Origin of the sequence: Mesorhizobium sp. WSM4904, from assembly GCF_029674545.1 — a bacterium.
Lineage (GTDB): Bacteria > Pseudomonadota > Alphaproteobacteria > Rhizobiales > Rhizobiaceae > Mesorhizobium.
In genome coordinates this window covers 5,455,271-5,482,121 of sequence record NZ_CP121354.1, presented here as the reverse complement: position 1 = coordinate 5,482,121, position 26,851 = coordinate 5,455,271, and the positions used below count along the sequence as shown (strand labels likewise).

28 protein-coding genes and 1 pseudogene are annotated in these 26,851 nt (G+C 64.0%); 17 read left to right on the top strand and 12 right to left on the bottom strand.

The window, feature by feature from the left end; translation table 11 throughout:
- Nucleotides 1-4: 4 nt before the first annotated feature.
- Nucleotides 5-469 carry an NUDIX domain-containing protein gene (locus QAZ47_RS26655; protein ID WP_278231343.1) on the bottom strand — a complete coding sequence of 155 codons (465 nt, stop codon included), beginning with the start codon at nt 467-469 and terminating at the stop codon, nt 5-7.
- 249 nt (nt 470-718) lie between these two features.
- Between QAZ47_RS26655 and QAZ47_RS26650 the strand changes: the two genes are divergently transcribed.
- Nucleotides 719-3,445 (top strand): DUF2339 domain-containing protein, encoded by a 2,727-nt coding sequence (locus tag QAZ47_RS26650; RefSeq protein WP_278231342.1) that lies wholly within the window; start codon nt 719-721, stop codon nt 3,443-3,445.
- 2 nt (nt 3,446-3,447) lie between these two features.
- Here QAZ47_RS26650 and QAZ47_RS26645 read toward each other — a convergent pair whose 3' ends face one another.
- A complete protein-coding gene (locus QAZ47_RS26645; RefSeq protein ID WP_278231341.1) occupies nt 3,448-3,876 on the bottom strand; it encodes a type II toxin-antitoxin system VapC family toxin in 429 nt (142 codons plus the stop codon).
- Nucleotides 3,876-4,121, bottom strand: coding sequence for a type II toxin-antitoxin system VapB family antitoxin (locus tag QAZ47_RS26640; protein WP_278203746.1), 246 nt, complete (start codon nt 4,119-4,121; stop codon nt 3,876-3,878). Before QAZ47_RS26640 ends, QAZ47_RS26645 begins: the two co-directional genes overlap by 1 nt.
- A 246-nt stretch (nt 4,122-4,367) precedes the next feature.
- On the opposite strand from QAZ47_RS26640, the gene QAZ47_RS26635 reads away from it, so the two are divergent.
- The 5 genes from QAZ47_RS26635 (at nt 4,368) to QAZ47_RS26615 (ending at nt 8,969) form a co-directional block, all read left to right on the top strand.
- A complete protein-coding gene (locus tag QAZ47_RS26635) occupies nt 4,368-4,886 on the top strand; it encodes an RNA polymerase sigma factor (protein WP_126085039.1) in 519 nt (172 codons plus the stop codon).
- Nucleotides 4,883-5,677, top strand: coding sequence for an anti-sigma factor (locus QAZ47_RS26630; RefSeq protein ID WP_278231340.1), 795 nt, complete (start codon nt 4,883-4,885; stop codon nt 5,675-5,677). Before QAZ47_RS26635 ends, QAZ47_RS26630 begins: the two co-directional genes overlap by 4 nt.
- Nucleotides 5,678-5,884: 207 nt before the next feature.
- Entirely contained in the window at nt 5,885-6,982 is a 1,098-nt protein-coding gene (locus QAZ47_RS26625) for a GNAT family N-acetyltransferase/peptidase C39 family protein (protein ID WP_278231339.1), read from the top strand.
- A 4-nt stretch (nt 6,983-6,986) separates the two neighbouring features.
- Nucleotides 6,987-8,450 (top strand): RimK family protein, encoded by a 1,464-nt coding sequence (locus QAZ47_RS26620; protein ID WP_278231337.1) that lies wholly within the window; start codon nt 6,987-6,989, stop codon nt 8,448-8,450.
- A 246-nt stretch (nt 8,451-8,696) separates the two neighbouring features.
- On the top strand, nt 8,697-8,969 hold the full coding sequence (locus QAZ47_RS26615; RefSeq protein ID WP_278203740.1) for a DUF3303 family protein: 273 nt from the start codon (nt 8,697-8,699) through the stop codon (nt 8,967-8,969).
- 4 nt (nt 8,970-8,973) lie between these two features.
- On the opposite strand, the gene QAZ47_RS26610 is transcribed toward QAZ47_RS26615, so the two are convergent.
- Complete coding sequence (locus QAZ47_RS26610) at nt 8,974-9,888, bottom strand: LysR substrate-binding domain-containing protein (protein ID WP_278231336.1); 915 nt, start codon at nt 9,886-9,888, stop codon at nt 8,974-8,976.
- Nucleotides 9,889-10,000: 112 nt separating this feature from the next.
- Between QAZ47_RS26610 and QAZ47_RS26605 the strand changes: the two genes are divergently transcribed.
- On the top strand, nt 10,001-10,891 hold the full coding sequence (locus QAZ47_RS26605) for a fatty acid desaturase family protein (RefSeq protein WP_347567208.1): 891 nt from the start codon (nt 10,001-10,003) through the stop codon (nt 10,889-10,891).
- 20 nt (nt 10,892-10,911) lie between these two features.
- Here the strand turns inward: QAZ47_RS26605 and QAZ47_RS26600 are convergent, their stop codons facing one another.
- From QAZ47_RS26600 to QAZ47_RS26590, 3 genes are all read right to left on the bottom strand, one after another.
- A complete protein-coding gene (locus tag QAZ47_RS26600; protein WP_278231334.1) occupies nt 10,912-13,050 on the bottom strand; it encodes an EAL domain-containing protein in 2,139 nt (712 codons plus the stop codon).
- 65 nt (nt 13,051-13,115) lie between these two features.
- The gene (locus QAZ47_RS26595) at nt 13,116-13,754 is read right to left on the bottom strand and encodes an HD family hydrolase (RefSeq protein ID WP_278203733.1); all 639 of its coding nucleotides are present in this window, start codon (nt 13,752-13,754) and stop codon (nt 13,116-13,118) included.
- Complete coding sequence (locus QAZ47_RS26590; protein WP_278231333.1) at nt 13,754-14,617, bottom strand: folate-binding protein YgfZ; 864 nt, start codon at nt 14,615-14,617, stop codon at nt 13,754-13,756. The genes QAZ47_RS26595 and QAZ47_RS26590 overlap by 1 nt, the downstream gene beginning before the upstream one ends.
- A gap of 77 nt (nt 14,618-14,694) precedes the next feature.
- Between QAZ47_RS26590 and QAZ47_RS26585 the strand changes: the two genes are divergently transcribed.
- The 3 genes and pseudogenes from QAZ47_RS26585 (at nt 14,695) to QAZ47_RS26575 (ending at nt 17,717) form a co-directional block, all read left to right on the top strand.
- Nucleotides 14,695-16,026 (top strand): dihydroorotase, encoded by a 1,332-nt coding sequence (locus QAZ47_RS26585; RefSeq protein ID WP_278231332.1) that lies wholly within the window; start codon nt 14,695-14,697, stop codon nt 16,024-16,026.
- Between the two features lie 47 nt (nt 16,027-16,073).
- Nucleotides 16,074-16,298 (top strand): hypothetical protein, encoded by a 225-nt coding sequence (locus QAZ47_RS26580; RefSeq protein ID WP_278231330.1) that lies wholly within the window; start codon nt 16,074-16,076, stop codon nt 16,296-16,298.
- Nucleotides 16,299-16,521: 223 nt separating this feature from the next.
- Nucleotides 16,522-17,717, top strand: a pseudogene (locus QAZ47_RS26575) (IS256 family transposase).
- 165 nt (nt 17,718-17,882) lie between these two features.
- Here the strand turns inward: QAZ47_RS26575 and QAZ47_RS26570 are convergent.
- The 4 genes from QAZ47_RS26570 to QAZ47_RS26555 all read right to left on the bottom strand — a co-directional run bounded on the left by QAZ47_RS26570 (nt 17,883) and on the right by QAZ47_RS26555 (nt 20,593).
- Nucleotides 17,883-18,635: a hypothetical protein gene (locus tag QAZ47_RS26570; protein WP_278233881.1), complete on the bottom strand. Its 753-nt coding sequence runs from the start codon at nt 18,633-18,635 to the stop codon at nt 17,883-17,885.
- Nucleotides 18,636-19,103: 468 nt separating this feature from the next.
- On the bottom strand, nt 19,104-19,361 hold the full coding sequence (locus QAZ47_RS26565) for a hypothetical protein (protein ID WP_278077934.1): 258 nt from the start codon (nt 19,359-19,361) through the stop codon (nt 19,104-19,106).
- 357 nt (nt 19,362-19,718) lie between these two features.
- Nucleotides 19,719-20,096: a TIGR02301 family protein gene (locus QAZ47_RS26560; protein ID WP_278233880.1), complete on the bottom strand. Its 378-nt coding sequence runs from the start codon at nt 20,094-20,096 to the stop codon at nt 19,719-19,721.
- A gap of 71 nt (nt 20,097-20,167) precedes the next feature.
- Nucleotides 20,168-20,593, bottom strand: coding sequence for an NUDIX domain-containing protein (locus QAZ47_RS26555; RefSeq protein WP_278231329.1), 426 nt, complete (start codon nt 20,591-20,593; stop codon nt 20,168-20,170).
- A 119-nt stretch (nt 20,594-20,712) separates the two neighbouring features.
- Between QAZ47_RS26555 and QAZ47_RS26550 the strand changes: the two genes are divergently transcribed.
- Complete coding sequence (locus QAZ47_RS26550; protein ID WP_278231328.1) at nt 20,713-21,474, top strand: SOS response-associated peptidase; 762 nt, start codon at nt 20,713-20,715, stop codon at nt 21,472-21,474.
- A gap of 179 nt (nt 21,475-21,653) precedes the next feature.
- Here the strand turns inward: QAZ47_RS26550 and QAZ47_RS26545 are convergent, their stop codons facing one another.
- On the bottom strand, nt 21,654-21,809 hold the full coding sequence (locus QAZ47_RS26545; protein ID WP_278077924.1) for a hypothetical protein: 156 nt from the start codon (nt 21,807-21,809) through the stop codon (nt 21,654-21,656).
- Between the two features lie 443 nt (nt 21,810-22,252).
- Between QAZ47_RS26545 and cysS the strand changes: the two genes are divergently transcribed.
- From cysS to pip, 6 genes are all read left to right on the top strand, one after another.
- Entirely contained in the window at nt 22,253-23,704 is a 1,452-nt protein-coding gene (gene cysS / locus QAZ47_RS26540) for a cysteine--tRNA ligase (RefSeq protein ID WP_278231327.1), read from the top strand.
- 208 nt (nt 23,705-23,912) lie between these two features.
- A complete protein-coding gene (locus QAZ47_RS26535) occupies nt 23,913-24,317 on the top strand; it encodes a DUF559 domain-containing protein (protein WP_278231326.1) in 405 nt (134 codons plus the stop codon).
- Nucleotides 24,314-24,700: a VOC family protein gene (locus QAZ47_RS26530; RefSeq protein ID WP_278231324.1), complete on the top strand. Its 387-nt coding sequence runs from the start codon at nt 24,314-24,316 to the stop codon at nt 24,698-24,700. The genes QAZ47_RS26535 and QAZ47_RS26530 overlap by 4 nt, the downstream gene beginning before the upstream one ends.
- A gap of 21 nt (nt 24,701-24,721) precedes the next feature.
- On the top strand, nt 24,722-25,213 hold the full coding sequence (locus QAZ47_RS26525) for a GFA family protein (protein WP_278231323.1): 492 nt from the start codon (nt 24,722-24,724) through the stop codon (nt 25,211-25,213).
- A complete protein-coding gene (locus tag QAZ47_RS26520) occupies nt 25,210-25,686 on the top strand; it encodes a GFA family protein (protein WP_278077929.1) in 477 nt (158 codons plus the stop codon). Before QAZ47_RS26525 ends, QAZ47_RS26520 begins: the two co-directional genes overlap by 4 nt.
- A complete protein-coding gene (gene pip / locus QAZ47_RS26515; RefSeq protein ID WP_278203713.1) occupies nt 25,683-26,648 on the top strand; it encodes a prolyl aminopeptidase in 966 nt (321 codons plus the stop codon). Before QAZ47_RS26520 ends, pip begins: the two co-directional genes overlap by 4 nt.
- Nucleotides 26,649-26,851 lie beyond the last annotated feature (203 nt).

Genomic DNA, 26,851 nt, shown 5'->3' with positions numbered 1-26,851 from the left:
GCGTCTAGTCGGTGCCCCGCCGCTTCAGAAAATCGTCCAGCATGGGGCGCTGGCCTTTCAGGATTTTGATCCCGGCTTCGGGAAGCGAAAACCAGCCGGCTTTGTCCACCTCGGGGAATTCCTTCATGGCGCCCGACCTCGGAGGCCATTCCATGGTGAACGTGTTGCTCCTGACGGCATCCACGTCGATGTCCGCTTCCACGCTCCAGGCGATCACGATCTTGCCGCCCGGCTGCTTGTAGCTGCCGACGGGCCGGAAGTCGCCGTCGATGGCGACGCCGAGCTCCTCCTCGGCCTCGCGCCGGGCTGCGTCCAGCTCGTCCTCCTTGTCGTCGGTGAGCCCTTTCGGGATCGACCACGCGCCTTCGTCCTTCCTTGCCCAGAACGGTCCGCCAGGATGAACCAGCAGGAACTCCAGTACTCCGGCGGTTCGCCGGTAGATCAGCAGGCCCGCGCTTCGCTGCGGCATCGGTCACCCTCTAGGCAATGTCAGCGATCGTCGGAGAATAGCATGAGTATTTTGCGGCCAGCGGCAGGTAATTTCCTGGCCCGAGTCTCAGCCGTTTAGACCTATCGCCTTTGGACAAAGCGTCAAGTTGCTGGCAATCGAAGCCGAAACATGCTCGATCTTGTGAGGCCGGCAAGGCGCAGATCTCGGCAGCCGTCTCATTGCCGTATTTGTCGGCCACGACTGGTCCGGTTTTGAGGGGAAACCGCCATGTTTTTCAGCCTGATCGCCATTGCCGCCGTCATCGCTCTATTCGTCATCATTTCACGCCAGCAGACCCGCATCGGGCTGATCGAGCGCGAGCTTGGCGCGCTGCGCAGCTTGGTGCTTTCGGGTATCCCGCAGCCCGCGCCCAAGATTGGCGAGGCGACGGAAGGCACGTCGGACGAAGCTCCCGCCGCGGCAGCAGCGACGACCGCGCGGCCGGCAAGTGAACCCGCCCCGCAAGCCGCCGCCGCAACGCCCGACGAACCCAAGGCCGAAGCGCCGGCCCAAGCCGGCGAGGCGAGTGCGCCCGAACCCACCGGACCGGCACAACCTGCCACGCCGGCCGAATTGCCTGCGCCTGCAATGGCCGCGCGCGATGTCGAGACGGCGCTCGGCACACGCTGGGCGGTCTGGGTCGGCGGCATCGCGCTGGCGCTGGGTGGCCTCTTCCTGATCCGCTACACCATCGAGGCCGGCATTTTCGGCCCCGGCGTGCGCCTCACCATGGCCGGCATCCTCGGCCTGGTGCTGATCTCCGGCGCCGAGTTCATCCGCCGCACCGGCTTCAGGGTGCCGGTGCAGGGCGCCGCCGGCGCTTACATACCGGCGATCCTGACGGCGGCCGGTGCCTTCATCCTGTTCGGCACTGTCTATGCCGCGCATGGCATCTATGGCTTCATCGGCCCGGCGCTGGCCTTCACTTTGCTCGGCGCGATCGGCGTCGCCACCATCGCCGTTTCGCTGGTCCACGGCCTGGCGCTGGCTGGCATCGGCCTCGTCGGCGCCATGGTCACGCCGGCACTGGTCGCCTCGCAGGCGCCCAATCCATGGGCGCTGTTCGGCTACCTGGCTGTCGTGCTCGCCGCCACGGCGGCCATAGCCCGCATTCGCGACTGGAAGGCGCTTGTCGCTGCGGCGTTCGTGGGCACCGGCGTCTGGACCATTCTCTACCTGACCGATGCGCCAGAGGTTAACCTTGCCGCGGTGCTGTTCATCAGCCTGGCGACGCTCGCCGTGCTCGTCTTCGTCTGGCTCGGTCGGCGTGATGAAGCGGAGCCCGGCTTCGACTGGCCGTCGGTCGCGCCCGGCTTTTTCGTGGCGCTGACCGCGCTCGGGCTGTCGGTCGATCCGGTCTTCGCCAAGGCGGGTGACGCCCTGCATGGCGCGGTCCTGCTCGCAGCGCTTGTGGCGGTGGCGCTCTACCGGCCGCGCGCCTTGCCACTGGTCTTCGCCGCCGGCCTGGCGACGGTGCTGATCTATCTCGGCATCATCCCGCCCGCCGCCATCGGTGTCGACGCGCTCAATGTCGGCCTGGGCGCCGAACCGCTGGCGACATCCGACGCGCTGACCTTCCGCCTGGGCATCGCGCTCGCCCTGGTCTTCATCGGGGCGGGCTTCTGGGCCGCGCGCCGCTTTGCCGCCGCGGCACCCGTCCGCGCCGCGTCCTGGGCGGCATGGGGCGTGATTGCGCCGCTGGTCGTGCTCACCGCGCTATGGCTGACCTTCGGCGATATCGACCGCGACCTCGGCTACGCGCTGCCGGCGCTGCTTATGGTGTTGGTCTTTGCCGCCGGCGGCGAGTGGATCGCGCGCGCCGAGGAGCCGCCGCTCGGCGGCGGACCAGCCGTCTCCTTCGCGCTCGCCGGCGCCGGCTTTGCCGGCCTTTTGATGCTGCACATGGCTTTCGGCTCCGGCTGGACGACGGTGCTGCTCGGCGCCGCCGCAATCATTCCGGCGCTGGCGACGCGCTGGCGCTCCTATCCGGTGCTGGGCTGGATCGCCGTCGGCGCGGCGGTCGCCGTGCTCGGCCGCGTCGCCTTTGACCCGACCATCGTCGGCGCGGCGGCGCTGTCGAAGACGCCTGTCTTCAACTGGCTGCTGCCGGGCTATGGCGTGCCGGCGCTCGCCTTCGGCTTCGCCGCCTGGCAGCTGGCGCGCACTACCAACGGCCGGCCGCGCCTCGCCATGGAGGCGGCCTCGGCGCTGTTCGCGCTGCTTGCCATTGCCATGCTGGTTCGCCATGCCATGCATGGCGGCGTCATCGACACCGGCCCCGTCACGCTCGGCGAACAGGCGATCTACACGCTGATCGCGCTCGGCGCCGGCGCGATCCTCGTCGCCATCGACCTGCGCTCACCGAGCTCGGTGCTGCGCTATGGCTCGATGGCCGCCGGTGTAGTCTCGGCGGGCTTGATCGTCATCCAGCATTTCGCGGTGCTGAACCCGCTGGTGACGGATGAATCGACCGGCACCATTTTGTTCTTCAACCTGTTGTTCCTCGCCTATCTTCTGCCGGCGATCGCCGCCGGCGCGCTGGCGCTTTATGTCCGCGACAAGCGTCCGAGATGGTATGCGGCAATGCTGGCGCTGCTCGCCTCGCTGCTTGCCTTCGCCTATGCGACGCTGTCGGTGCGGCGCCTGTTCAAGGGCGAGTTCATCGGCCTGTGGAGCGGCCTCGGACAGCTCGAGACCTACACCTATTCGGCGCTCTGGCTGGTCATCGGCGTGGCGCTGCTCACCGCCGGCGTCCGGCTGAGGTCGCAGGTGCTGCGCATCGCCTCGGCCGTGCTCATCGCTGTCGCGGTGCTGAAAGTCTTCCTCTTCGACATGTCGGAGCTGGAAGGCGTGCTGCGCGCGCTGTCCTTCATCGGCTTGGGCGCCGTGCTGATCGGCATCGGGCTGTTTTATCAGCGGCTTTTGACAAGGGCGGCGAGGTCCGAAACCAGATAAGGTCAGGCCAGATCGGTCTGCACGAAGTCATTGCCCTTGTACAGCAGAGGTACGCGGTAGGCTTTGGCGCATGCGTAACTGAAGCAGTCGCCGAAATTCAGTTTGGCGGGATGGCCGACATATCGACCGTACTCGCGAGCGGCCTTGACAGCGAGTTCTCGAATCTTCGTGTCCAGCGGAATCTCGACGGCCTTGAGTTCGGCCAGGAAGCCTAAGACGATCGTTTGACATTCTTCGATCAGGGCCGGCGGTGTTGGTATCTGGTCGCCGTTTTCTGCTACGGATTTCCTACGAGCTATGCCAACGATCGCCTCGAATGAGGAACTCGGCGAGAAATAGAGTTTCTCGGCAGCTTCCACTCTCTTGAGAAGACGGTGGGCATCTGCTTCTTCCGAAATGATCGCGATGATGGCGGAAGCATCGAGAAACATCAGATGTCACCCCATCCTTCGTCCATGAATTTCTTCATGTCGAAGTCCGGGTTGTCTGGACCGAGCGCCCTCACTGCGTCCTGATACTTTTTGATGCGCTCGCTTAGTGGGAGGACCGCGTGCGCCCGTTCGAGCTCACGCTTGAGCGCGATTCGTACTGCTTCCGTCTTCGTGGGCGCTTTGATCGCGGACTGCAACTGACGAGCCAACGCGTCGACCTCGTCATCGCGGATGTACAAAGACATAGCAAACTCCCACCGGCGTATATTCCGATACGAATATTCAAGATATTCAGGGATGAATATACGGCGGCCAAAGCCGGTTTTCAACCTTGGCTTGGGCTCCAGCCCAAGGCGGGAATAAATCCGCATTCGCCGGCGTTATCAAGGTGCTTGGGTACCGGAGCGGGTGGTCCGCTTCGCGCTGGCTGCTTGCGCCGCGCCGGAAAGGCGCGTTCAATCGAATGGAAAACGACCTCGAAACAAGCGGTCATGGACGACAAGAAGGCAGCGATCCTGAGCGAGATACCGCGTTTGCGTCGCTACGCACGCTCGCTGCTGCGCGACCGCGATTCCGCCGACGACCTCGTGCAGGACTGCCTGGAGCGCGCGCTTGTGCGGCTCGACAACTGGCAGACTGGAGAAAGCCCCAGGAGGTGGCTGTTTACGATCATGCATCACTTGTTCATCGACCAGATGCGCAAGGTTAACCGGCGAGGTGAGGCGGCGATGCTGCCGCTGGAAGCCGGCGAAGCCCAATCTGCGCCCGCCGATCAGGTCGAGACGGTCGCCTCGCGCGAGATCATGGATGCGTTGCAGGCGATCAGCCCCGATCGCCGCGCGGCACTGGTCATGGTCGCCATCGAAGGCTTTTCCTACGCCGAGGCCGCCAACATTCTGGGCGTGCCGGCCGGCACGCTGATGTCGCGCATCGCGCGCGGCCGCGAGGAACTGCGCGGTCTGCTCGACGACTCCTCGCGCCGCCGCTCGATAAGGATTGTCGAGCGATGACCAGGCGCGATTTCTCCGAACGCGATATCCACATGGCCCTCGATGGCGAGCTGCCGGGCGAGGAGCGCATGGCTTACGACGCCTGGCTCGAAGCCAATCCCGAGATGAAGGCGAAGAGCGCTCGCTACATCGCCGACCGCGCAGCGCTCCGCGCCGCCCTGGCCGGCATGATGGACGAGCCGGTGCCGGCAAGGCTCAAGGCAGCGGTGCTCGGCGAAGCGCCGGCGAGGGCGCCTGTCTGGCGCTCGCGCTGGTGGCTTTCCGCGGCGGCAGCCGCCGTGCTTATGGTCGGCGGGCTCGGCGGCTATGTCGCCGGCATCGGCGGCATCGGCCGAAGCGGCGAGAGCGACGACCAGCTCGCCGAGCAGGCGATAGCCGCCCATGTCATCTACGCCGCCGAGAAGCGCCATGCGGTCGAGGTGCCGGCAAGCGACAAGGACCATCTGCAGACCTGGCTGTCCAACCGGGTCGGGCTGAAGGTGGTCGCGCCCGATCTGGCGGCCGAAGGATTCGAGCTCGTCGGCGGCCGGCTGCTGCCTTCGGGCGAGCACGGCAAGGCCGCGATGCTGCTTTACGAGGACGCCAAGGGCGAGCGCATCTCGCTCTTCGTCACCGCCGAATCGTCCGCGACCGCCAAGGGCACCTATGCGGCCGAGGCGGACGGGCCCGAGGCGGTCTACTGGCTCGACAAAGGCTATGGCTGCGCCGTCGTCGGCTCGCTGCCGCGCGAGCGCCTGTCGGACGTCGCCAAGAGCGCCTACGGCCAGCTTCTCGCCGGTATTTCGAGCTGAAAACCGGCTGCGTTTTTCGCAGCCGGCAGCCCGTCCAAACAGTGATCTTGTTCAAACAGTTTGCGCTTCCTTGCCGCCGCGCAACCTGTCACAATTCGGCCCAAATCAAGGAGCGATAGCGCTTGATGAGTACCGGCGCTTCGGCCGGGATGTTGCTTGTTGACCGGGGCCATTTCCTTAACCCAATCGAGGTTCTCCCAAGCCCGCATGCCTGCCGAGATCCGCAAGGCCCGCGCGTCAGACGTCGATGACCTCGCCGCCATCGAGAAGGCTGTTTTCTCAAGCGATCGCTTGTCGCGTCGCTCCTTTCGCCAATTGATTGAGCGCGACACCGCCGAGATGCTGGTGGCTCAAAATGATGGCCATGTCGCCGGCTACGCGGTAGTGCTGTTTCGCAAGGGTAGCGGCGTGGCCCGGCTCTATTCCATCGCCGTAGGTCCCTTCTTCGGCAGCCTCGGCATTGGCCGTCAGCTGCTGGCCGCGGCCGAAGAGGCGGCTTACGAGCATGATCGCATGATGCTGCGGCTCGAGGTGCGCGAGGACAATCAGCGTGCCATGCACATTTACGAGCAGGCAGGCTACCGCAGGATAGGCCGCGAGCCCGACTACTACGAGGATGGCGCCACCGCGCTGCGTTACGAAAAGACACTGCGCGGCGATGTCCCGACCGCTACCGGGGTGCCGTTCTATCAGCAGACCTGCGAATTCACCTGCGGCCCGTGCTGCCTGATGATGGCGATGGCGAATTTTGACCGCGGCTTCGTGCCCGACCCCGTCATGGAAATCCGCCTGTGGCGCGAGGCGACCACGGTTTTCATGATGTCGGGGCCGGGCGGCTGCGAGCCTTTCGGCCTGGCGGTTGCAGGCTATGAAAGCGGGCTTGCCGCCGAGATATTCGTGTCCTTCCACGGCGCGCTCTTCCTGCAGTCGGTGCGCAGCGAGGACAAGCGCCGGGTGATGGAACTCGCCCAGGTCGACTTTCGCCGTCGCGCGGAACTCTACGGCATCCCCGTGAATTACCGTTCGTTCGGCATCGACGACATCCGCTCGGCCCTTGCCGACGGCAAGCTGATGCTGGTGCTGATCAGCGGCTTCCTGATGTTCGGCAAGAAGGTGCCGCATTGGGTGCTCGCCATCGGCGACGACGGCGACCACATCCTGATCCATGATCCTTGGGTCGAGGACGAAAGGCAGGAAACGATCCTCGACGCCGCCAACATCCCCGTGCCCTATGGCATCTTCATGAACATGGCTCAGTTCGGCCGCGACGGCTTGCGCGCCGCCATCACTCTGGGAAAACGCTGAAACAATGACCTGGGTCATCCTTACAGGCAGGCAGAACGATCTCGACCAGGTGGCGACGCCGCACAAGATCATCACCAACCGCGACTATCTCGCCCATCCGGCGCTGTTTCGCGGCCAGCGGCCGAAGGTGATCAACCTGTCGAACAACTACGGCTATCAGAGCCGCGGCTACTATGCCTCGCTGCTTGCAGGCTCGCGCGGCCACAAGGTGATCCCGACCGTCGAGACCATGATCGATCTGTCGGAGCGCAAGCTCTACGAGCACGCGCTGCCCGAGCTCGAGCTTGCGCTGAACAAATGCCGCAAGGATCTCGGCGGAATCTTTCCCTCGAAGGTCGCCGTCTTCTTCGGCATCGGACCGTCGAAGGTGTGGGACCGGTTCACCAAGCTGTTGTTCGACTGGTTCCGCGCGCCGGCGCTGGAGGTCCACATCAAGGACACCGCCGAATGGGCTTCGATCCGCAAGATCGGCTTCCTGCCGCTCGCCCGCATGACCGACGAGGAGGAGGCCTTCTTCCTGCAGTGCCTGGAGACCTACACCAACCGCGAGTGGCGCGACACCAAGGGCCGCACGCCGGCGCGCTACACCTTCGCGACGCTGGTCGATCCGCATGAGGAACTGCCGCCGTCGGAGATTTCGTCGTTGCGCTACTGGGCGCGGATTGCCGAGAAGATGGGCGTCGAGGTCGAGCCTATCACCAGGAAGGACCTGGCCAAGCTCGCCAACTATGACGCGCTGTTCATCCGCGAGACGACGTCCATCTCCAACCACACCTACCGCTTCGCGCGCCGCGCCCAGCAGGAAGGCATGCCGGTGATCGACGACCCGCTGTCGATGATCCGCTGCACCAACAAGGTCTATCTCAACGAATTGATGACCTACAACAAGGTGCCGGTGCCGCCGACGGTGATGATTGCCGGCACCTCCGATCTGGAGCTTGCTGCCCAGACCTTGGGCTTCCCGCTGGTGCTGAAGATCCCGGACTCCTCCTTCTCGCGTGGCGTCAAGAAATGCGAGAATTTGGCCGAGCTCACCAAGCTTGCGACAGAATGGCTGGAGGATTCCGACCTTCTCATCGCGCAGAAATTCATCCCGACCGAATATGACTGGCGCGTCGGCGTGCTCGGCGGCCAGCCGCTGTTTGCCGTGCATTATCTGATGGCGAAGAAGCACTGGCAGATCGTCAACCACAAGGCCAACGGCAAGCCTGACCAGGGCGGGATAAAAACCTTCACGCTGAAGCAGACGCCGCCGCATGTCGTCGAGACGGCGGTCAAGGCGGCAAAATGCATCGGCGACGGACTCTACGGCGTCGACCTTAAGGAAACCAAGGACGGCGTCTTCGTCATCGAGGTCAACGACAATCCCAATCTCGACCACGGCTGGGAGGATTCCGGCGAGAAGGACGAGCTCTGGATACGGCTGACGCAGTGGTTCCTGGAGCGCCTGGAGCGGCCGGACAAGTAGCGGCCGGAGAAGCGGGGAAGTAAGGAACTGGGGAATTGAGGAACTGAGGAACTGGGGAATTGAGGAACTGAAGAACTGAAGAACTGAGGAGATGAAGAACTGATGAAGTGAGGACTGATGATCCTTCTGACTGCTCCAGCTCTTCAATTCTCCAGTTCTTCAGTTCTTCAGTTCTTCAGTTCTTCAGTTCCTCAGTTCCTCAATTCCCCAGTTCCCCAATTAGATCGTTCAACCTGAGGGAAAAGAATGCTGTTCTTCGTGATCGAGGATTTTAGCGGTTGCGACCGCAAGGACATCTACCGCCGCTTCCGCGACAAAGGCCGGCTGAAACCCGACGAGCTTACCGTGCATCACAGCTGGATCGCCGGCGATATGAGTCGCTGCTTTCTGCTGGTCGAGGCCGATGACGTCACGCTGCTGCAGCGCTGGGTCGTCGAATGGGCCGACCTTGTGGAGTTCGAGATCGTTCCGGTCGCGACCAGCAAGGACATGGTCGCGGCACTGGCCGGTCATCTTTGACCAGCTAGGCGACCAGCGCCGGCGACCTGACCGCGCGCCGGCATTCCTCGATCAGCCATTCGCGGAATGCCGCCACCACGTCGCGCCTTGCGCTGCGTTCGGGGATCGTCAGGCAGTAGGGCTGGCGCAGGTCCAGTGCTCGCGCCACGGGTCGGACCAGCCGGCCGTCTTCCAGCGCCTGGGCACAGTAGATCCCCTGTGCCAGCGCGACACCTAGCCCTGAAATAGCCAGGTCGAGTGCTGCCCGCGACGAATTGGCGGAAAGGCCGCGCTGCGCCGCCCGGCCTGCTCCCACGCCCGCCGCCTCGAACCAGTTGCGCCAGGACGGAAAGGCGGCGCCGGTCGGTCCCCAGTCGGTGTGGATCAAGGGCAGGCCGGCGAGGCTTTCCGGCTTGATTGCGCCGGCAAGGCCTGGCGCACAGACGGGATAGACGGCGTCCTGTATGATCTCCTCGGTCGCGTGCTCGCGATAGTGCGGACCGTAGGAAAGCCGGATGTCGATCAGCTCGTGATCGAACGGCACCGGATCGTCGTCGCCTCTCAGTGAAATGTCCGCGGCGCCGTGGCTGGCGACGAAGCCGGCGAGACGCTCGGAAAGCCAGCCCATCGCCATCGAAGGCGGCACCGAGATGACGAGCCTCGGCCTGAACGCATCGCCGCCGACATCGCGCGCGACGCTGCCGATTTCCTGGAAGGCCATGGTGAGCCTGGGCAGCATCTCGACGCCGGCCTCGGTGAGCACGACGCGGCGGTTGGCGCGGTGGAACAGCTTGCGGCCCATCTGCTCCTCGACGGTGCGAATGAGCTGGCTGACGGCTGCCGCCGAAACCGACAGCTCTTCCGCCGCCGCGGCGAAGCTGCCCGTGCGCGCCGCCGCCTCGAAGGCCTGAAGTCCGCGCAGGGAAGGAAGTGCGACCATGACGACCACATAGATAAGTTAAACTTATCTATTTTGCAGAATTCCTCGTTTTTCGAAAGGTTTCTTTCTGCAGTACGGTAGCCTCATGAACGCCATTGACCGCACCGAAACCATCGACCACCGCGACGTCATCGCCTCGCTGACCAATGAGGAGCGCGGGCGGCTGACCGGCAAGTCGGACTGGCCGGGCCTCATCCAGTTCGCCATCCATCTCGGCGCCATCGTCGTCCTCGGCGCGCTGATCGCGGCCAAGGTGCCGTTCTGGCCGGTTCTGATGCTGCCGCAGGGCATATTGATCGTGTTCCTGTTCACGCTGCTGCACGAGACCGTGCACAGGACGGCGTTCGAGACGCAATGGCTGAACGATGCCGTCGCGCGGCTCTGCAGCCTGGCGATCGCGCTGCCCGCCGACTGGTTCCGCTACTTCCATTTCGCGCATCACCGCTTCACCCAGGATCCCGAGAACGATCCGGAATTGGCTTTCCCGAAGCCGGAAACCTTGCGGCAATACATCGTCCATGTCTCGGGCCTGCCGGTGTGGTGGGGGCATTTCAAGACGCTCTACGCCAATGCCAGTGGCCGCTGCCGCGACAGCTATGTGCCGCCAAAGGGCTTGCCGAAAGTGCAGGCCGAGGCGCGGGCGATGATCGCCTTGTACGTCGTGGTTCTGGTGCTTGCCGTCTGGTTCAAGGCAAGCGTGCTGCTTTATGTCTGGATCGTGCCGGCACTGCTTGGGCAGCCCTTCCTCAGGCTCTATCTGCTGGCCGAGCATGGCCGCTGCCCCTTCGTCGCCAACATGCTGGAAAACACCAGGACGACACTGACCAACTGGTTCGTCCGCAAGCTCGCCTGGAACATGCCCTACCATGCCGAGCATCACGCCTATCCCGGCGTGCCGTTCCACCAGTTGCCGGCGTTCCACCGGCTGATCGAGCGGCATCTCAAGATCGTCGAGCCCGGCTATGTGAGCTTCCACGAGAAGTACATCGAGACGCTGCGCTGACGGGCCGAAACATCTGGCTGTCAGCCGGATTGGCGCAGTTTTTCCCGTGAGCGCAGCAGCCGGCTCATCTCGGGGGCCTTGGCCGGCATGCCGATCAGAAAACCTTGCGCCTCGCCGCAGCCGGCTTTGCGCAGCATGTCGAGCTGCGCCTCGGTCTCGACGCCTTCGGCGGTGACGGTGATGCCGAGTTCTATCCCAAGCCCGATCACCGTCCGCACGACCGCCGCCGTGTCGCGCTTGTCGAGGTCGTGGATGAAGGAGCGGTCGATCTTGATCTTGTCGACCGGGAAGCGCCGCAGATAGCCGAGCGAGGAATAGCCGGTGCCGAAATCGTCGAGCGCGATGCGGACGCCGAGTTCCCGCAGCTGCCCGAGCGTCCTCAACACCGTATCGCTCTCGTCCATCATCACCGTTTCGGTGATTTCGAGTTCCAGCCGGCTTGCGGGCAGGCTGGAGAAGGCGAGCGCCGAGATCACGCTTCGGGCGAAGCTGCCGCTCTTGATCTGGGCGGCCGAGACATTGACTGCCATGCGCACGTCCCGCGGCCAGCCCGCCGCCGCGCTGCAGGCCTTGCGCAGCGCCCAATCGCCGAGCTGCACGATCAGCCCGGTCTCCTCGGCAGCCGCGATGAACTCTTGCGGCGACACCAGCCCGCGCGACGGCGAGCGCCAGCGCATCAGCGCTTCGGCGCCGACGATGTCGCCGGACGCTATGTCCAGGATCGGCTGGTAGTCCAGCTCGAATTCGCGCCTCGGGAGTGCGGCTTCGAGATCGGCTTCAAGTGCACGTCGTTCACGCACCATGGCGTCCATGCCGGGCTCGAAGAAACGATAGATGTTGCGGCCCTCGCTCTTGCCGCGGTAGAGCGCCAAGTCGGCGTTGGTGAGCAGCGTGTCGGCATCCTCCCCATCGCCGGGATAGAGCGCGATGCCGAGGCTGACGCCGACATGCATCTCGCGGCCCTTGTCGCGATAGGGCTTGCCGATCACCTCTACGATGCGTTTGGCAAGCTTTTCGGCATCGGCCGCGCCTCTGACGTCGGATTGGATGACGGCGAATTCGTCGCCGCCGAAACGCGCCGCCACGTCCTTCTCGCTGCGCAGGCAGCGCCGCAGGCGCTCGGCCACGCATTTCAGCAGCCAGTCGCCTGCCGGATGGCCGAAGGTGTCGTTGACCGCCTTGAAGCGGTCGAGATCGAGCGAGAGGATCGCCAGCGGCGCGACTTTGGGCTCGCCCAGCGCCTGGTCGAGCCGCTCGCGGAACATCGAGCGGTTGGGCAGGTTGGTCAGCGTGTCGTGGTGCGCAAGATGGGTCATGCGCTCTTCGGTGCGGTGCTGTTCGGTGACATCGTCGAAGGTAACCACCCAGCCGCCGCTCGTCGGCTGGCGGACAACCAGAAACGTCCTGCCGTCGGCAAGATAGCGATAAGTCGACTGCATCTTCCCCGCCCGCAGGCAGGCTTCGGTCTTGGCGACTTCGCTGTCGACGTCGATCTTGGTGTAGATGCCGAGCTCCAGCAATCGTTCGAGCGCGTCGCGATGCGTCGTTCCAAACGGGAAATCGGCCGCGGTGACCTTATAGAGCTCCAGAAAACGCTGATTGCGCACGATCATCTTGCCGTCGGCGTCATACATCAGCAGGCCTTGCGACATGTTGCCGAGCGCGGCGTCGAAGCGGCGGTGCTGCTCCTTCAGCTCCTCTTCGGCGCGCCGTTGCTCGGTGACGTCCTCGTAGATCGACACCCAGCCGCCGGAAGTCAGCGGCCGGTGCGAGATGACGATGATGCGCCCATCCGCCAGAGTCTCCTCATAGGTCGAGGGCTTCGCGCCGTCGATATAGGGCTTGCGGACGGCGTAGAGTTCCTCGGCGCTTTGCGAGGCGATGCCGATATCGACGCTGTGCTGCAGGATGTCGAAGAAGCGGATGCCGGGCTTCATCACCTTGGCATCGAGACGGAAGAGGTCGATGTAGTTGCGGTTGCAGATGATCATCCGCTCTTCGGCATCGAACATGCACAAGCCGTGCGACATGTTCTCGACGGCGGCCGAAAAACGCTCGTTCTGGGCGCGAAGTTCTTCCGCTATCCGTCGAGCCGGGCCAATACGGATTGCTTTCCGCTTGCCTGCTGCCGAACCAGCCTTGACATGGGCGACGGGCATGAGCGCGCCTGCTGACCGTGACTGAACACATTACTGTCGTGGTCGCCGGTTAATTTAGCGTTCTTTTACTTGACGGAATTCACAGCAAGAAAAGCCTGGCGATGAGCTTCTAGCGCCGCGAAACGCTCCAGAAATGCCGTTTGCGCCCAGGTCACCGAGCGTGGCGTGAAGTCGAAGCGGTCGGCGGAAAAGCCGCGCGGCCGGCCGAAATATTCGGTCGCCTCCGCCGTCGAGAAGCCTGCAAGTAGCGTCGCCTCGTAATAGGCGGCGATCTGGTCGGCGCGCTTGATGTCCTTGAGCAGGTCCGGGCTGAGCTCCGCCGGCAGCGAAAAGCGCAGATGGATGGCGCGCTGCAGCCTCAGTTCGCAGTCCTTGTAGGAGCCGCCCATCACCGACTTGAACGGCGAGATCATGTCGCCGATGACATATTCCGGCGCGTCGTGCAGCAGCGCCGCCAGCCGCGCCTCGGCCGAGGCTGCAGCGGAAAGCTCACCGAAGAGCGCTTCGACCACGAGCGAATGCTGGGCGACCGAGAAGGCGTGCTCGCCGCTGGTCTGGCCGTTCCAGCGGGCGACGCGGGCGAGCCCATGCGCGATATCGCCAATCTCGATGTCGAGCGGTGAAGGGTCGAGCAGGTCGAGCCGCCGGCCGGAGAGCATGCGTTGCCAGGCGCGCGGGGGCGCGCCTGCCCTGTCGGCTGCCATCAGGCCTCCTCCGCGCTGGCTGCGTCCTGCGGGAAGGAGAACTTCGCCCAGGCCGGGATGGCGAGCATGATTGCTGTCTCGCCGGCCATGATCGCGTCGCAGGCATCAAGCGCCGCCTTGACGCGGTCGATGCGGGCGATGGCGAGGCCGCGTCCGCCGCTTACCGAACCCAGGGTGCCGACGGGCCGGCCATTGACGGTCACCTCGGTGCCGGTCGGGGGCAGCGAGCCGGCGGCAGCGGCGATCAGCACGCGGCGTCGCGCGGTGCCGCGATGCTGCATGCGCGAGACCACTTCCTGTCCGACATAGCAGCCCTTCTTGAAGCCGATGCCGCCGGTCTCGTCGAGCAGCACGTCATGTGGGAAGGCATCGCCGAGCTGGTAATCGGACCCGCTTTCGGCGATGCCGTTGCCTATGCGCAGCGCCTGCCAGGCGCCGGCATCGCCGCCGTTCTGCGCCGCGTCGCCATAGGCGCGCTTGACCGCAACGTCGCGAAAGCGAGTGTCGGCAAGCGCCGTTGAATCAGAAAATGAGGCGGTTGAATCATCGCCCCACGCAACCGTGACAACCACCTGATCCTGCTTGGCAATCTCGGCCTTTGCCCTTAGCCGGTAAAGCGTCAGCCGGCGCATAAGATCGTCGGCGATGTCAGACCGGCAGTCCAGCCGGAAGCCGTTGTCGCCGGCACGCGATATCAGGAAATCGAACAGGATCTTGCCCTGCGGGGTCAGCAGCGCGCCTGGCTTCGCTTCGCCGGCGCCGAGCGCGTCGAGATCGGTGGTCAGGATGTTCTGCAAAAAATGCTCGGCATCCGGGCCTGACACGGAAATGAGCGAGCGGTCTTTCAGCAGGGCATAGGGCATGAGCGGCCTGATCTTGCAAAATTGTTGGCCATTACGTAAGCCGGCCGCACTCCTCCGGCAAGAGATTGGACCTGCTCATGGCAACCACCTTCGACCTCATCCTGACAGGCGGCACGGTGGTCAACCATGACGGCGAAGGTCTGCGCGACGTCGGCGTGAGGGCAGGGCGCATTGCCGCTATCGGCGATTTAGGCCAGGCCTCCGCCGGCGAGTCGATCGACTGCCGCGGCCTGCACATCCTGCCGGGCGTCGTCGATAGCCAGGTGCATTTCCGCGAGCCGGGGCTGGAGCACAAGGAGGACCTGGAGACGGGCTCGCGCGCGGCGGTGCTCGGAGGGGTGACCGCCGTTTTCGAGATGCCCAACACCAATCCGCTCACCACCAGCGAAGCGGCCCTCGCCGACAAGGTGCGGCGCGCCACCGGCCGCATGCATTGCGACTTCGCTTTCTGGGTCGGCGGCACGCGCGACAATGCCGGCGATGTCGGCGAACTGGAGCGGCTGCCGGGCGCGGCAGGCATCAAGGTGTTCATGGGCTCGTCCACCGGCGACCTGCTGGTCGAGGACGACGAAGGCGTGGCTTCCATCCTGCGCAACACGCGGCGGCGAGCTGCTTTCCACTCGGAGGACGAGTTCCGCCTGCGCGAGCGGCTTGGGCTCCGTGTCGAGGGCGATCCCTCGTCCCATCCCGTGTGGCGCGACGAGATCGCGGCGTTGCGTTGTACTGAGCGCCTGGTGCGCATTGCGAGACAGGCACGCGCACGCATCCACGTGCTCCACATTTCGACGGCCGAGGAGATCCTCTTCCTCGAGCAGCATAAGGATGTCGCCACTTGCGAGGCGACGCCGCATCATCTGACGCTCTCGGCGGACGATTATGCGCGGCTCGGCACGCTGATCCAGATGAACCCGCCGGTGCGGGCCGCGCGTCACCGCGACGGCGTCTGGCACGGCATTTCGCAAGGCATTGTCGATGTGCTCGGCTCCGACCATGCGCCGCACACCCTGGCCGAGAAGGCAAAGCCCTATCCGGCCTCGCCGTCGGGCATGACCGGTGTGCAGACGCTGGTGCCGATCATGCTCGACCATGTGAACGCCGGCCGGCTCACTCTGCAGCGCTTCGTCGACGTCTCCAGCCACGGCCCGCAGCGCATCTTCGGCATGGCGAGAAAGGGCCGCATCGCCGCCGGCTACGATGCCGATTTCACCGTCGTCGATCTCAAGCGGCGCGAGACCATCACCAACGCCCAGGCAGGCTCCAGGGCCGGCTGGACGCCCTATGACGGCAGGGAGGTCATCGGCTGGCCGGTCGGCACCATCCTGCGCGGCAACCGGGTGATGTGGGAAGGCGAGATCGCCATGCCCGGCCAGGGCAGGGCGGTGGAGTTTTCCGAGGCATTGGCAGCCTAGGGCCTGCGTTGGATTTCTTAAGCGCTCTGCACTATGTTGAGCGCGTCATGACCGCACATATCGCGCCGATCGTTCCCGCAGAGTTCCCGCAGCTCCAGGCACTCGTCTGGAATCGCGATAGCGCGCGCCCGATCCCGGCGGAAGAAGCATTTGCGCTGTACGAGCGCAATTGGCGTTTTGTCGACCAAAAGCGCCTTACGGCGCGTGAGAAGCTGCTTATAAGGAAACTGGCTGACGAATTCGGCCACGGCACTCTTCTGATGAAAGCATAGATCATTCGTGGCGTTTCTTCGCGCCCCCTCTGTCCTGCCGGACATCTCCCCCACAAGGCCCACAAGGGGGGAGATTGGCAGCGTCAGCGCCTCGCGCATTTCTGCAACGAAGGCTGAAGACTGGCGGTAGTGTGCTGAGAGTTCTGCAAATTCGCTGAGAGAGGGCGGTCATGGCAGGCTGGTGATTGTTCACGTCACCTGATTCCCGCGAAGGAACGCCACCATGACCAAGATCGAAGATAAATCCGCCATAGCTGCCGTCAAAGACATTCTGCTTTCGAACCCGGATGGGCTGCACGAAGTGATCCGCGCAGTGATGCAGGAGGTCCTCGAGGCCGAGATGGACGAGGCGCTGGGCGCTTCGAAGAGCGAACGGACACCGGAGCGGCTCGGCTATCGCTCTGGGTATTACGGCCGCACGCTTGTCACCCGTGTCGGCAAGCTGGAGCTGCGGGTTCCGCAGGACCGGCAGGGGCGCTTCTCCACCGAGCTGTTCGAGCGCTACCAGCGCTCCGAGCGGGCCTTGGTGGCGACGCTTGCCGAGATGTACGTGCAAGGCGTGTCGACCCGCAAGGTCAAGGCGATCACCGGGAGCTGTGCGGGCATGCCTTCTCGGCCTCGTCGATCTCGGCCATCAACAAACGGCTGGACGAAAGCCTGAAGGCCTTTGCCGAGCGCCCGCTTCAAGAGCCCTTTGCTTACCTCGTGCTCGATGCCCGCTACGAGAAGGTGCGCGAGGCCGGCATCGTCATGAGCCAGGCGGTGCTGATCGCGGTCGGCATCGACTGGGACGGGCGGCGCCAGATCCTGGCCGTGGAGATGGCCAATCGCGAGAGCCGCTCGGCCTGGAAGGACTTCCTCGTGGCGCTCAAGGCGCGCGGTCTCAGGGGCGTCGAACTGGTCGTGTCCGACGACCATGCCGGCCTGGTCGCGGCGATCGGCGAGGTGATTCCGGAAGCGGCCTGGCAACGCTGCTACGTGCACTTCCTCAGGAACGCGCTCGATCACCTGCCGCGCAAGCACGGCGACGACTGCCTGCAGGAGCTCAGATGGCTCTACGACCGGCGCGACCTCGCCGAGGCCAAGGCCGATCTCGCCGCGTGGCTTGCCAAATGGTCGGGCCGCTATCCGCGGCTGACGACGTGGGTGGAGGAGACCATCGAGCGCACGCTGACCTTCTTTCGCCTGCCGCGCCAGCACCACAAGCACCTGAAGTCGACCAACATGCTGGAACGCCTCAACGAAGAGATCAGGCGCCGCACCTATGTCGTGCGCATCTTTCCCAACGCCGAAAGCTGCCTGCGCCTGGTCAGGGCGCTGGCCGTCGAAACCAACGAAAACTGGATGGAGGCCAACCGCTACATCAACATGGACGACCTGCGCGAGCACAAGAAGCTCGCTCTGCGCCAAGCCGCATGACCAGCCTCATGGCCGCCCCTTTTTGCAGAACTTGACGCACACAACCAGACTGGCGAAAGCCGGTGTGACATCTGATCTCCCCCCAAGTGGGGGAGATGTCCGGCAGGACAGAGGGGGGCGCTGTCCCGCCGACCTTGCGCGCACTTCAACGAGACAACGGCTCGCTCAATCCCCGGCCACGAAGAACAGCCACTGGCCGGTGGGTGTGATGCCGACGCGGTAGAAGATATAGGCTCCGAACTGCTTCATGTCGTCATAGTCGCTTGCGGTGACGAGCTTGAACAGCTCGACGCGCTGCCTGGGGTCGAGCTTGTCGAGCGGCAGCGCGAAGAAATACGGCCAGACATATAGCTCCTGCGGGGTGCCGGTGTCGACATGGACATAGCCGGCGCTGAGTACCTCTTCCAAAATGGCGAGGATCTCCTGACCGTCGCTGTCGCCGGACAGGCCCTTGAGGAAGGTGATCGGGTCGCCCTCGATGTCGCCCAGCGACAGCTGCGTCATGGAATCGCCTGAGCCGATCAGCGGCCGGAGTTTCTCGATGTCACCGGTCTTGCAGGCCTCTATGAGCAGACCGTGCATGCGCTTGACCGGTTCGGGAAGCTTGTCGAGGTCGTAGACGACCGGTGGCGGCGGCGCGTCCGGATCCGTGCGTGGGCTGGTGACGCCGCCGCTGCCGGATGGCGTCTCAGGTTCGCTCTTGTTCGTGTCGTCGGCCGGCTGATTGTTGTCGGAGGGTTTGCTGCCGAGTGGGTCCGGCATCGGCACGGTTGTCCCCGGCGCGACCGTGTCGTCATTGGCGGGTGGCATGACCGGCGAGGGCAGATCCTGGCGCTGGATCTCGCTCAGCGCGTAGGAAGGCGTGCTGGCGAGGCATAAGCCCAGCGGCAGCGCCAGGCCGGACGCAGCGACCCACATGCCCACCGTCCAGGCGCGCGACCGGCCTGCCAACGAAAATCTCACCCCTTGCCTCTCCATGGTTCCCAGGCTCGCAGGAGCAATTCCAGGAAGTGTGCAACGCTTTCCGTCGGAATTGCGTGAACCAATGGCTAGAGCAATTCGGCGATTCTACCAACCCGCTGAATTGCCCTCATGCATGTCGCGCAAAAGTGTGCAGCGGTTTTGCGAAAACGGCATGCATAAAAACAAAGATCTAAAGCGCGTAGCCTGGATCCGTCCCAGCGCGACGCGCTTTGGTGCCGGACAGCGCCTTGCGCTGTTAAGCACTGACACATGATGCCCAAGTGGCGCGTCGCCGTCAAAAGCTGCTATCGAAAAGCGGGGCTAGAGCAATTCCAGGAAAAGTGTGTAACGGTTTTCCGTCCGGAATTGTGTCAAAACAAAGAGATAGAGCGGTTCGCCGTTTCCGTGAAACGGTGAAACGCTCTAGTGCTTGAGCCGCTCCGGCTCGAAGGCGCCGGAGATCACCTTTTCGCGCATGCGGTCGAGCAGGGCCAGCGCGGAGACCTCGCCATTGGCGCGCAGCATTTCGCCGAAGGCGGTTTCGAGGGCGGCTTCGGCGATGATTTCAGGCTCGATGCCGGCCGACAAGCCTTCAGCCCAGGCTTCGCTGTGGCTTTCCACGGCGGTCAGTCGCTTTTCTTCCCTGACCAACGCGTCGATGTCGCTGACGCCATGTTCCATTGCGATGTCCACCTTCTTCAAGCGGCGATCCGACGGTGGATCGGGCTTGACCTGTCAGTTCGTCGGCAGCCTTGGATAAGTCATTGTAAATACGACATTTTTACGGTCGCAATCTACATTTCGAGCAAGGCTGCGTTCAATGCGTGCCGAGCTTAGCCGATTAGGCCGGCTTGCGGCATCAAAACCTTCAGTTTGAGTTAATTCCGCATTTGCGCACTAACGTTTCATTAACATTGTTGCACAAGCGCAACAGATGATTGCACCAAGGCGCAGTCGGACACAATAAGGCATGTCACATTGGAGTCGATTCCCCCAAAATATGTGCGAGTCGGATAATCGCAGCCTTTAGGCTGATCCTCAGTTCCCGTAGCGGGAAGCGATATCGCGCGACAGCGTCTCGCCTTCTTTCATATAGCGGGCAATGGCCTCGGTCGCCGAGGGCGTGCACTGTGTGTAGGTGCCGCTGAAGGAGCGGTAACCGCGATTGAAGGAAGCGATGAAGCGGGCGCGCCGGTCGGGATCGGGGTTTTCCGATTCGAGCAGCTTTTCCATCTCGACCCGCCACCGGTCGCCCTTCTCGCCGCATAGATTGCGCAGGAAATGCAGCGATCCCAGCACCTCGGCGAGCCGCATCAGCCCATGTTCGAACGGCGCCTCGGCGCTGAGCGCCGGCCGCGGCGTGACGGCCATGCTGATGGCAAGGCATGCGGCGAGGAGGGGGGAGGCGCGGGTCATCAGGGCCTTGCGATGGAAGAGCAAGTCTTTGTGGCGAAACATTTTGTCGCCCGCAAGGCCATTCTGGGTGGTTACCGTTCGGCGCCTTGCTCAGGTCTAAGCAGCTCCTCGGCTACTTCAAACACCTCGTCCGCCAGCGGCATCTCCGCCATTTCCGCCAGCGTGTAGAAGGCGGCCGTCGCGGCATCGTCGCTGGCCTCGGGCTCGCCGTCGACATAGGCCGCGCCGAACACGGTCAGGCGATAGTCGACGGCATGATTCTCGGCTCGGCCGTCGATATGGGTGTCGCGCAGCCGGCGGTAGTCCTTCGCCTCGAGCCCGGTTTCCTCCGCGAGTTCGCGCCCCGCTGCTTGCACCAGCGTCTCGCCAGCTTCCACCTTGCCGCCCGGATAGGCATAGAGCCCCTGCGAGGGCGGCCGCGCCCGCTTGACCAGCAGCACGGTCTTGCCGCGCACGACGGCGACGGAGACGGCGGGGATTATCTGGCGTGATTCCATGGAATGCCGAACGTTCCTACAGCCTGTTGTGGATCGACGGGCCGATCTCGGCTTTTAGCGGTTGCATGAGCAAGGTTCCATCGCCACCTTGGGAAAATCCCGATCGACGAGCCGAGTTCATGTGCGGACGCTTTGCCTTGACCGCCACGCCGGACCAGACCGCCGCCTTTCTCGGCCTGGCGGAACTGGAGGAGTTTCCGGCCCGCTACAACATCGCGCCGACGCAGCCCGTGCTGATGGCGCTGGCCGGTCCGCCGCGTGCGCCGGGCTCCAACCTGCCGGACCGCCAGGCGATGCTGGTGCGCTGGGGCCTGATCCCGGCCTGGGTCAAGGACACGAGGGAATTTCCGCTGCTCTTCAACGCCCGCTCGGAAGGCGTGCTGGAGAAGGCCTCGTTCAAGACCGCCATGCGCCATCGCCGCGCTCTCGTGCCGGCCTCCGGCTTCTATGAATGGCAGCAGTCGGGCGCCGCCAAGGGCCAGCCCTACTGGATCCGGCCGAAGCGTGGCGGCATGGTCGCCTTCGCCGGCCTGGTCGAGACCTATGCCGAGCCGGGCGGCTCCGAGATGGATACGGGCGCGATCCTGACGACGCGCGCCAATGCCGGGATCGCCCATATCCACGACCGCATGCCGGTGGTGATCGAGGAGCGCGACTTCGCTCGCTGGCTGGATTGCCGCACGCAGGAGCCGCGCGACGTGCTCGACCTCTTGAAGCCCGCCGAACCCGATTTCTTCGAGGCAATTCCGGTTTCCGACCTCGTCAACAAGGTCGCCAACACCGGGCCGGAGATTCAGGAGCGGGGCATCGTCGGGCCTCAGCCCGAGAAGGTCAGACGCCAGAAGCCCGGCGCGGACGAAAACCAGATGACCCTGTTCTAAGCATGATCCCGAAAAGTGGGAACCGGTTTTGGGCAAGATCATGCTCAGCTCTAAAGCATGATCCCGAAAAGTGGGAACCGGTTTTCGGGCAAGATCATGCTGACCAAGAGAGGCGCGCATTGGCGTCGCCCTCATCACCGGCGCCCTTATGGTCGAAGACCGCGCCGGTCGTGCCGTTTTCAAGCGGCGCGCGGCGAAACGATCTTCTGCGCCGGCTTCTTCTTCTTGGCGGTGTGAAGAAGGGCTGCGACGATGGCTGCCGGGCCGATCGCGCGGTAATGCTTGGTGAGCGGCTGTTGCGCCGGTCGGTCCTGTTCCTGCTTGCTTCGAGGCATTTTTCTCTTCCCTGGTAACGTTTTCGTGTCTGCGTTTGATGGTCGATTCGGACCAAATCGTGACGTTTTGGCGGTCTAGCCTGAGAATGTTTCATCACTGTGCCGACATGTTTAATAAAATGTTTCGGCCCGTTTTTACCTGTGATCCTACGGCATCTTTCCTGGCTGCAGCGACTTGACGGCAACACCGGCGGGCGCGATAAAGCCGCCCATGAAAACGTCTTTCGCCATTTGTGGCATTTGCATTATTGGCTAGCCTCGCGCTGGTCCGGACGTTTTCGCCTTATCTTCCCCTAGATTGGACAAACGCCCCGGCCAGCAGGCTGGAGCCCGATTTGCGCCTTGGCGCAAGACCGGTTTCAGCCCGAGCATGACCCCGAAAAGTGGAAGCCGGTTTTCGGATAAGGTCATGCTCAAACAAAGAACCTAAGGACCGGGACCGCATGTCTGACGCATCGAAGGGCCTCAGCCTCTACAACACGCTAACGCGGACGAAGGGACAATTCGTTCCGATCGATCCGAAAAATGTGCGCATGTATGTCTGCGGCCCGACCGTCTACGACTTTGCCCATATCGGCAACGCGCGGCCGGCGATCGTCTTCGACGTGCTGTTCCGTTTGCTGCGCCAACTCTACGGCGAAAGCCACGTCACGTATGTGCGCAACATCACGGATGTCGACGACAAGATCAACGCCAGGGCGCTGCGCGATTTCGGCACCGAGATCGCGGCCGGAAAGCTGTCGCTCAACGATGCCATCCGCAAGGTCACCGAAAAGACCGCCGATCAATACCATAAGGACGTGGCTGCGCTCGGCTGCCTTGAGCCGACCTACGAGCCGCGGGCCACCGAGTTCGTCGCGCCCCGCGCCGACGGCAAGGCTGACATGCTGTCGCTGATCGCGCAGCTGATCGAGCGCGGCCATGCCTATGTCGCCGGCGGCGAGGTGCTGTTCGACACCGCCTCGATGCCCGACTACGGCGAACTGTCGAAGCGCAATCTCGACGAGCAGCAGGCAGGCGCGCGCGTCGCCGTCGACGAGCACAAGAAGAATCCTGGCGATTTCGTGCTGTGGAAGCTGTCGAGCCCGGAAGAGCCCGGCTGGGAGAGCCCTTGGGGCAGGGGCCGGCCCGGCTGGCACATCGAATGCTCGGCCATGTCGGCCGCCTATCTCGGCGAGGTCTTCGATATCCATGGCGGCGGCCTCGACCTGATCTTCCCGCATCACGAGAACGAGATCGCCCAATCGCGCTGCGCGCATGGCACCAAGGTCATGGCCAATGTGTGGATGCACAATGGCTTCCTGCAGGTCGAGGGCCAGAAGATGTCGAAGAGCCTCGGCAATTTCTACTCCATCCACGAACTGCTGGAGACAGAGACCTTCGGCGGCAGGAAATGGCCTGGCGAGGTGCTGCGGCTGGCGATGCTGATGACGCATTACCGCGAGCCGATCGACTTTTCCGTGCGCAAGCTGGAGGAAGCCGAAAACACGCTGCGCAAATGGAAGCGCGCCGCGGACCTAGCGCCGGCGGCGGCAAAGGATCTGCCGGCCGACGTCGTGGAAGCGCTGTCGGACGATCTCGCCACCTACGCTGCATTCCAGCGGCTGACGCAGCTTGCCGGCGAGGCGGTCGATTTCAGCGGCAGCGGCGAGTACGGAGCCGCCGCTTCACTGAAGGCCGCGCTTGCCTTCCTGGGTTTCGATGTCGGCGCCGCCAAGGTGGACGAGGCGGCGATCGCCAAGGCGATCGCCGAACGCCTTGAGTTCATCGCCGCCAAGAACTGGGCCGAAGCCGACCGCATCCGCGACGAACTTCTGGCGCAGGGCGTGCAACTGAAAGACGGCAAGGATCCGGTTACCGGCCAGCGCGTGACGACGTGGGAGATCAAGCGGTGAGGGTGGATGTTCCCCACGTAAAACTGGAGAGGACGGCGCGAGGCACCCCCCTCTGTCCTGCCGGACATCTCCCCCTCAAGGGGGGAGATTGGACGTCACTTCGGCTTTCGCCAATCGCCGACGTTGAACATTGGGCGCCGTCGGCGAAGCCGCCGATCTCCCCCCTAGAGGGGGAGATGTCCGGTAGGACAGAGGGGGGCGCCTCGCGATGACCCATTTTCCTGTATCTCCCGTCAATCGCGGCAATGCGCGCAAGATGCGCAAGCAAATGACAGACGCCGAACTGAAGCTTTGGAACGAGCTACGCGCACACCGCCTCATGGGGTTGGCATTTCGACGTCAAATGCCAATAGCTGGCTGCATCGTCGACTTTGCTTGTCCCGCCAAGAAGCTGATCGTTGAGGTGGATGGCTCCCAGCATGCTTCGCCTGAGGTCTCGGCGTTTGATACCGCGCGAACTGCGCAGGTCGAAGCGCTCGGCTGGACCATCCTGCGCTTCTGGAACCACGACGTGATCCGCGATATCGACAATGTCTGCCAGCACATCGTCATCGCGGCCGGCCTGGCCGTGGCCGAGGTGCCCGCGCCACCAACGGAGGAGCTCGTTCCATGATCGACCATCTCGGCATCAGCGTTTCCGATTTCGAAAAGTCCAAGGCCTTCTACGACAAGGCGATGGCGCCGCTGGGCGCTTCGCTGCTCTATATGGTGCCGCAGGAATATACCGGCGGCGCCAAGGTCGGCGGTTATGGCCGCGACCGGCCGGTGCTCTGGCTGAGTGGTGGCAAGGAGAAGCCGAAGGACCACCAGCATGTCGCTTTCACCGCGCGCAGCCGCGCCGAGGTCGACGCTTTCCATGCCGCGGCGCTTGCCGCCGGCGGCAGGGACAATGGCGGGCCGGGACTGCGTCCTCACTATCACCCGAACTACTACGGCGCCTTTGTCTTCGATCCCGACGGCAACAATGTCGAGGCGGTCTGCCATGACCCGGAGTGAGCCCATGAATCGGAGCGAGCGATGAGCCTCGACAACCGGCCGGTCTATGCGGGCGGCTGCCAGTGCGGCGCCGTGCGCTTCCGCGTTGAGGGCGCGCTCGGCGACGCATCCGTCTGCCACTGCCGCATGTGCCAGAAGGCGAGCGGCAATTTCTACCTGCCGCTGGTCTCGGTGCGCGGCGCCAGGCTCGACTGGACGCGCGGCGAGCCGAAGCGCTTCCGCTCGTCCAGCGCCGCGTGGCGCGGCTTCTGCGCCGAATGCGGCACGCCGCTGACCTTCGAGGCGCCGGATGGCATAGCACTGGCGATCGCCGCCTTCGACGATCCCGCGGGCATCGCGCCCACCATCCAGTGGGGCGTCGAGGCGAAGCTTCCCTATGTCGACGGCATCTCGAAACTGCCGTCCGAGGAGACGATGGGCGATGTCTCGTCAGCGCCTTATCTGGCCGAGCTCGTCTCTTATCAGCATCCAGACCACGACACCGACCAATGGCCGCCGGAGGAAAAACCATGACCGATGAAGTTCGAACAGGCGGTTGCCAGTGCGGCGCGGTGCGCTTCCGCATCAAGGGCAAGCTCGGGCGCCCGTCCATCTGCCACTGCCGCATGTGCCAAAAGCAGTTCGGCAATTTCTTCGGCGCGCTGGTGACGGTGCCGAGGGACGGCGTCGAATGGACCCATGAGGAGCCGAGCTACTTCCAGTCCTCGGTCAACATCGACCGCGGCTTCTGCGCCCGCTGCGGCACGCCGCTGACTTACCGCCAGCCGGGTGGACTGGAGATCGCCATCGGCGCCTTCGACGACCGCTCGGATCTGGCGCCGCAGATCCAGGTCAACTACGCGGTTCGCTTGCCTTGGGTGGAAAAGATCTTCGAGGCGCCGATCCTCGACGATCCAGATTTCTATCGACGGCAGGAGCAGATCATCTCCTTCCAGCATCCCGACCACGAGACGGCCAACTGGCCGCAGCAGGGCTTGAAACTATGACGATCCACAGCAGTTCCTTGCGCACGCTCTACCCCGAAATCGAGCCGTTCGAGTCGGGCATGCTCGATGTCGGCGACGGCCACACCATCTATTGGGAGCGCTGCGGCACAAGGGGCGCCAAGCCTGCCGTGTTCCTGCATGGCGGTCCGGGCGGCACCATCTCGCCGAAACACCGGCGGCTGTTCGACCCGAAACTCTACGACGTCATCCTGTTCGACCAGCGCGGCTGCGGGAAATCGACGCCCAACGCTTCGCTCGAAGCCAACACCACCTGGCATCTCGTCGCCGACATCGAGCGCCTGCGCGAGATGGCGGGCTTCGACAAATGGCTGGTGTTCGGCGGCTCCTGGGGCTCGACGCTGGCGCTCGCCTACTCAGAGACGCATCCCGAGCGCGTCAGCGAGCTGGTCGTGCGCGGCATCTATACGCTGACCCGCGCCGAGCTCGAATGGTATTATCAGTTCGGCGTCTCCGAGATGTTTCCCGACAAATGGGAACGCTTTCTCGCGCCGATCCCCGAGGCCGAGCGCGGCGACATGATGGCGGCCTACCGCAAGCGGCTGGTCGGCTCTGATCGCAAGGCCCAGGTCGAGGCGGCCCTTGCCTGGAGCATCTGGGAAGGCGAGACGATCACGCTGCTGCCGGAGCCTGAGACCAGCACGCCGTTCGGCCAGGACGACTACGCCATCGCCTTCGCCCGCATCGAGAACCATTATTTCGTCCATGCCGGCTGGCTGGAGGAAGGGCAGCTGCTCCGCGACGCCTGGAAGCTCAAGGATATCCCCGGCACCATCGTCCACGGCCGCTACGACATGCCGTGCCCGGCGAAATACGCCTGGGCGCTGCACAAGGCCTGGCCGAAGGCGGATTTTCACCTCATCGAAGGGGCAGGGCACGCCTATTCCGAGCCGGGGATCCTGGATCGGCTGATCCGGGCGACGGATGGGTTTGCGGGGAAATAACCATGCAGGTTCATGCTCCACGGCGCCCCCCTCTGTCCTGCCGGACATCTCCCCCACAAGGGGGGAGATCAGACCGCGCTTCGGCTTTCGCCAATCGCCGGCGCCGCAGGACGAGCGGCAAGGCCAAAGCTGCCAATCTCCCCCCAAGTGGGGGAGATGTCCGGCAGGACAGAGGGAGGCGCGAAGGATCGCTGCCGTTTGAG

Coding starts and splice junctions, on each gene's coding strand:
- QAZ47_RS26570 (WP_278233881.1), bottom strand. CDS start 18,635: ATGTGGGTCGCTGCGTCCGGCCTGGCGCTGCCGCTGGGCTTATGCCTC.
- QAZ47_RS26525 (WP_278231323.1), top strand. CDS start 24,722: ATGAGCCTCGACAACCGGCCGGTCTATGCGGGCGGCTGCCAGTGCGGC.
- QAZ47_RS26650 (WP_278231342.1), top strand. CDS start 719: ATGTTTTTCAGCCTGATCGCCATTGCCGCCGTCATCGCTCTATTCGTC.
- QAZ47_RS26595 (WP_278203733.1), bottom strand. CDS start 13,754: ATGGCAGCCGACAGGGCAGGCGCGCCCCCGCGCGCCTGGCAACGCATG.
- QAZ47_RS26530 (WP_278231324.1), top strand. CDS start 24,314: ATGATCGACCATCTCGGCATCAGCGTTTCCGATTTCGAAAAGTCCAAG.
- QAZ47_RS26600 (WP_278231334.1), bottom strand. CDS start 13,050: ATGCCCGTCGCCCATGTCAAGGCTGGTTCGGCAGCAGGCAAGCGGAAA.
- QAZ47_RS26655 (WP_278231343.1), bottom strand. CDS start 469: ATGCCGCAGCGAAGCGCGGGCCTGCTGATCTACCGGCGAACCGCCGGA.
- QAZ47_RS26640 (WP_278203746.1), bottom strand. CDS start 4,121: ATGTCTTTGTACATCCGCGATGACGAGGTCGACGCGTTGGCTCGTCAG.
- QAZ47_RS26635 (WP_126085039.1), top strand. CDS start 4,368: ATGGACGACAAGAAGGCAGCGATCCTGAGCGAGATACCGCGTTTGCGT.
- QAZ47_RS26620 (WP_278231337.1), top strand. CDS start 6,987: ATGACCTGGGTCATCCTTACAGGCAGGCAGAACGATCTCGACCAGGTG.
- QAZ47_RS26645 (WP_278231341.1), bottom strand. CDS start 3,876: ATGTTTCTCGATGCTTCCGCCATCATCGCGATCATTTCGGAAGAAGCA.
- QAZ47_RS26590 (WP_278231333.1), bottom strand. CDS start 14,617: ATGCCCTATGCCCTGCTGAAAGACCGCTCGCTCATTTCCGTGTCAGGC.
- QAZ47_RS26555 (WP_278231329.1), bottom strand. CDS start 20,593: ATGGAATCACGCCAGATAATCCCCGCCGTCTCCGTCGCCGTCGTGCGC.
- QAZ47_RS26630 (WP_278231340.1), top strand. CDS start 4,883: ATGACCAGGCGCGATTTCTCCGAACGCGATATCCACATGGCCCTCGAT.
- cysS (WP_278231327.1), top strand. CDS start 22,253: ATGTCTGACGCATCGAAGGGCCTCAGCCTCTACAACACGCTAACGCGG.
- QAZ47_RS26625 (WP_278231339.1), top strand. CDS start 5,885: ATGCCTGCCGAGATCCGCAAGGCCCGCGCGTCAGACGTCGATGACCTC.
- QAZ47_RS26545 (WP_278077924.1), bottom strand. CDS start 21,809: ATGCCTCGAAGCAAGCAGGAACAGGACCGACCGGCGCAACAGCCGCTC.
- QAZ47_RS26610 (WP_278231336.1), bottom strand. CDS start 9,888: ATGGTCGCACTTCCTTCCCTGCGCGGACTTCAGGCCTTCGAGGCGGCG.
- QAZ47_RS26615 (WP_278203740.1), top strand. CDS start 8,697: ATGCTGTTCTTCGTGATCGAGGATTTTAGCGGTTGCGACCGCAAGGAC.
- QAZ47_RS26565 (WP_278077934.1), bottom strand. CDS start 19,361: ATGGAACATGGCGTCAGCGACATCGACGCGTTGGTCAGGGAAGAAAAG.
- QAZ47_RS26535 (WP_278231326.1), top strand. CDS start 23,913: ATGACCCATTTTCCTGTATCTCCCGTCAATCGCGGCAATGCGCGCAAG.
- pip (WP_278203713.1), top strand. CDS start 25,683: ATGACGATCCACAGCAGTTCCTTGCGCACGCTCTACCCCGAAATCGAG.
- QAZ47_RS26520 (WP_278077929.1), top strand. CDS start 25,210: ATGACCGATGAAGTTCGAACAGGCGGTTGCCAGTGCGGCGCGGTGCGC.
- QAZ47_RS26585 (WP_278231332.1), top strand. CDS start 14,695: ATGGCAACCACCTTCGACCTCATCCTGACAGGCGGCACGGTGGTCAAC.
- QAZ47_RS26580 (WP_278231330.1), top strand. CDS start 16,074: ATGACCGCACATATCGCGCCGATCGTTCCCGCAGAGTTCCCGCAGCTC.
- QAZ47_RS26560 (WP_278233880.1), bottom strand. CDS start 20,096: ATGACCCGCGCCTCCCCCCTCCTCGCCGCATGCCTTGCCATCAGCATG.
- QAZ47_RS26550 (WP_278231328.1), top strand. CDS start 20,713: ATGTGCGGACGCTTTGCCTTGACCGCCACGCCGGACCAGACCGCCGCC.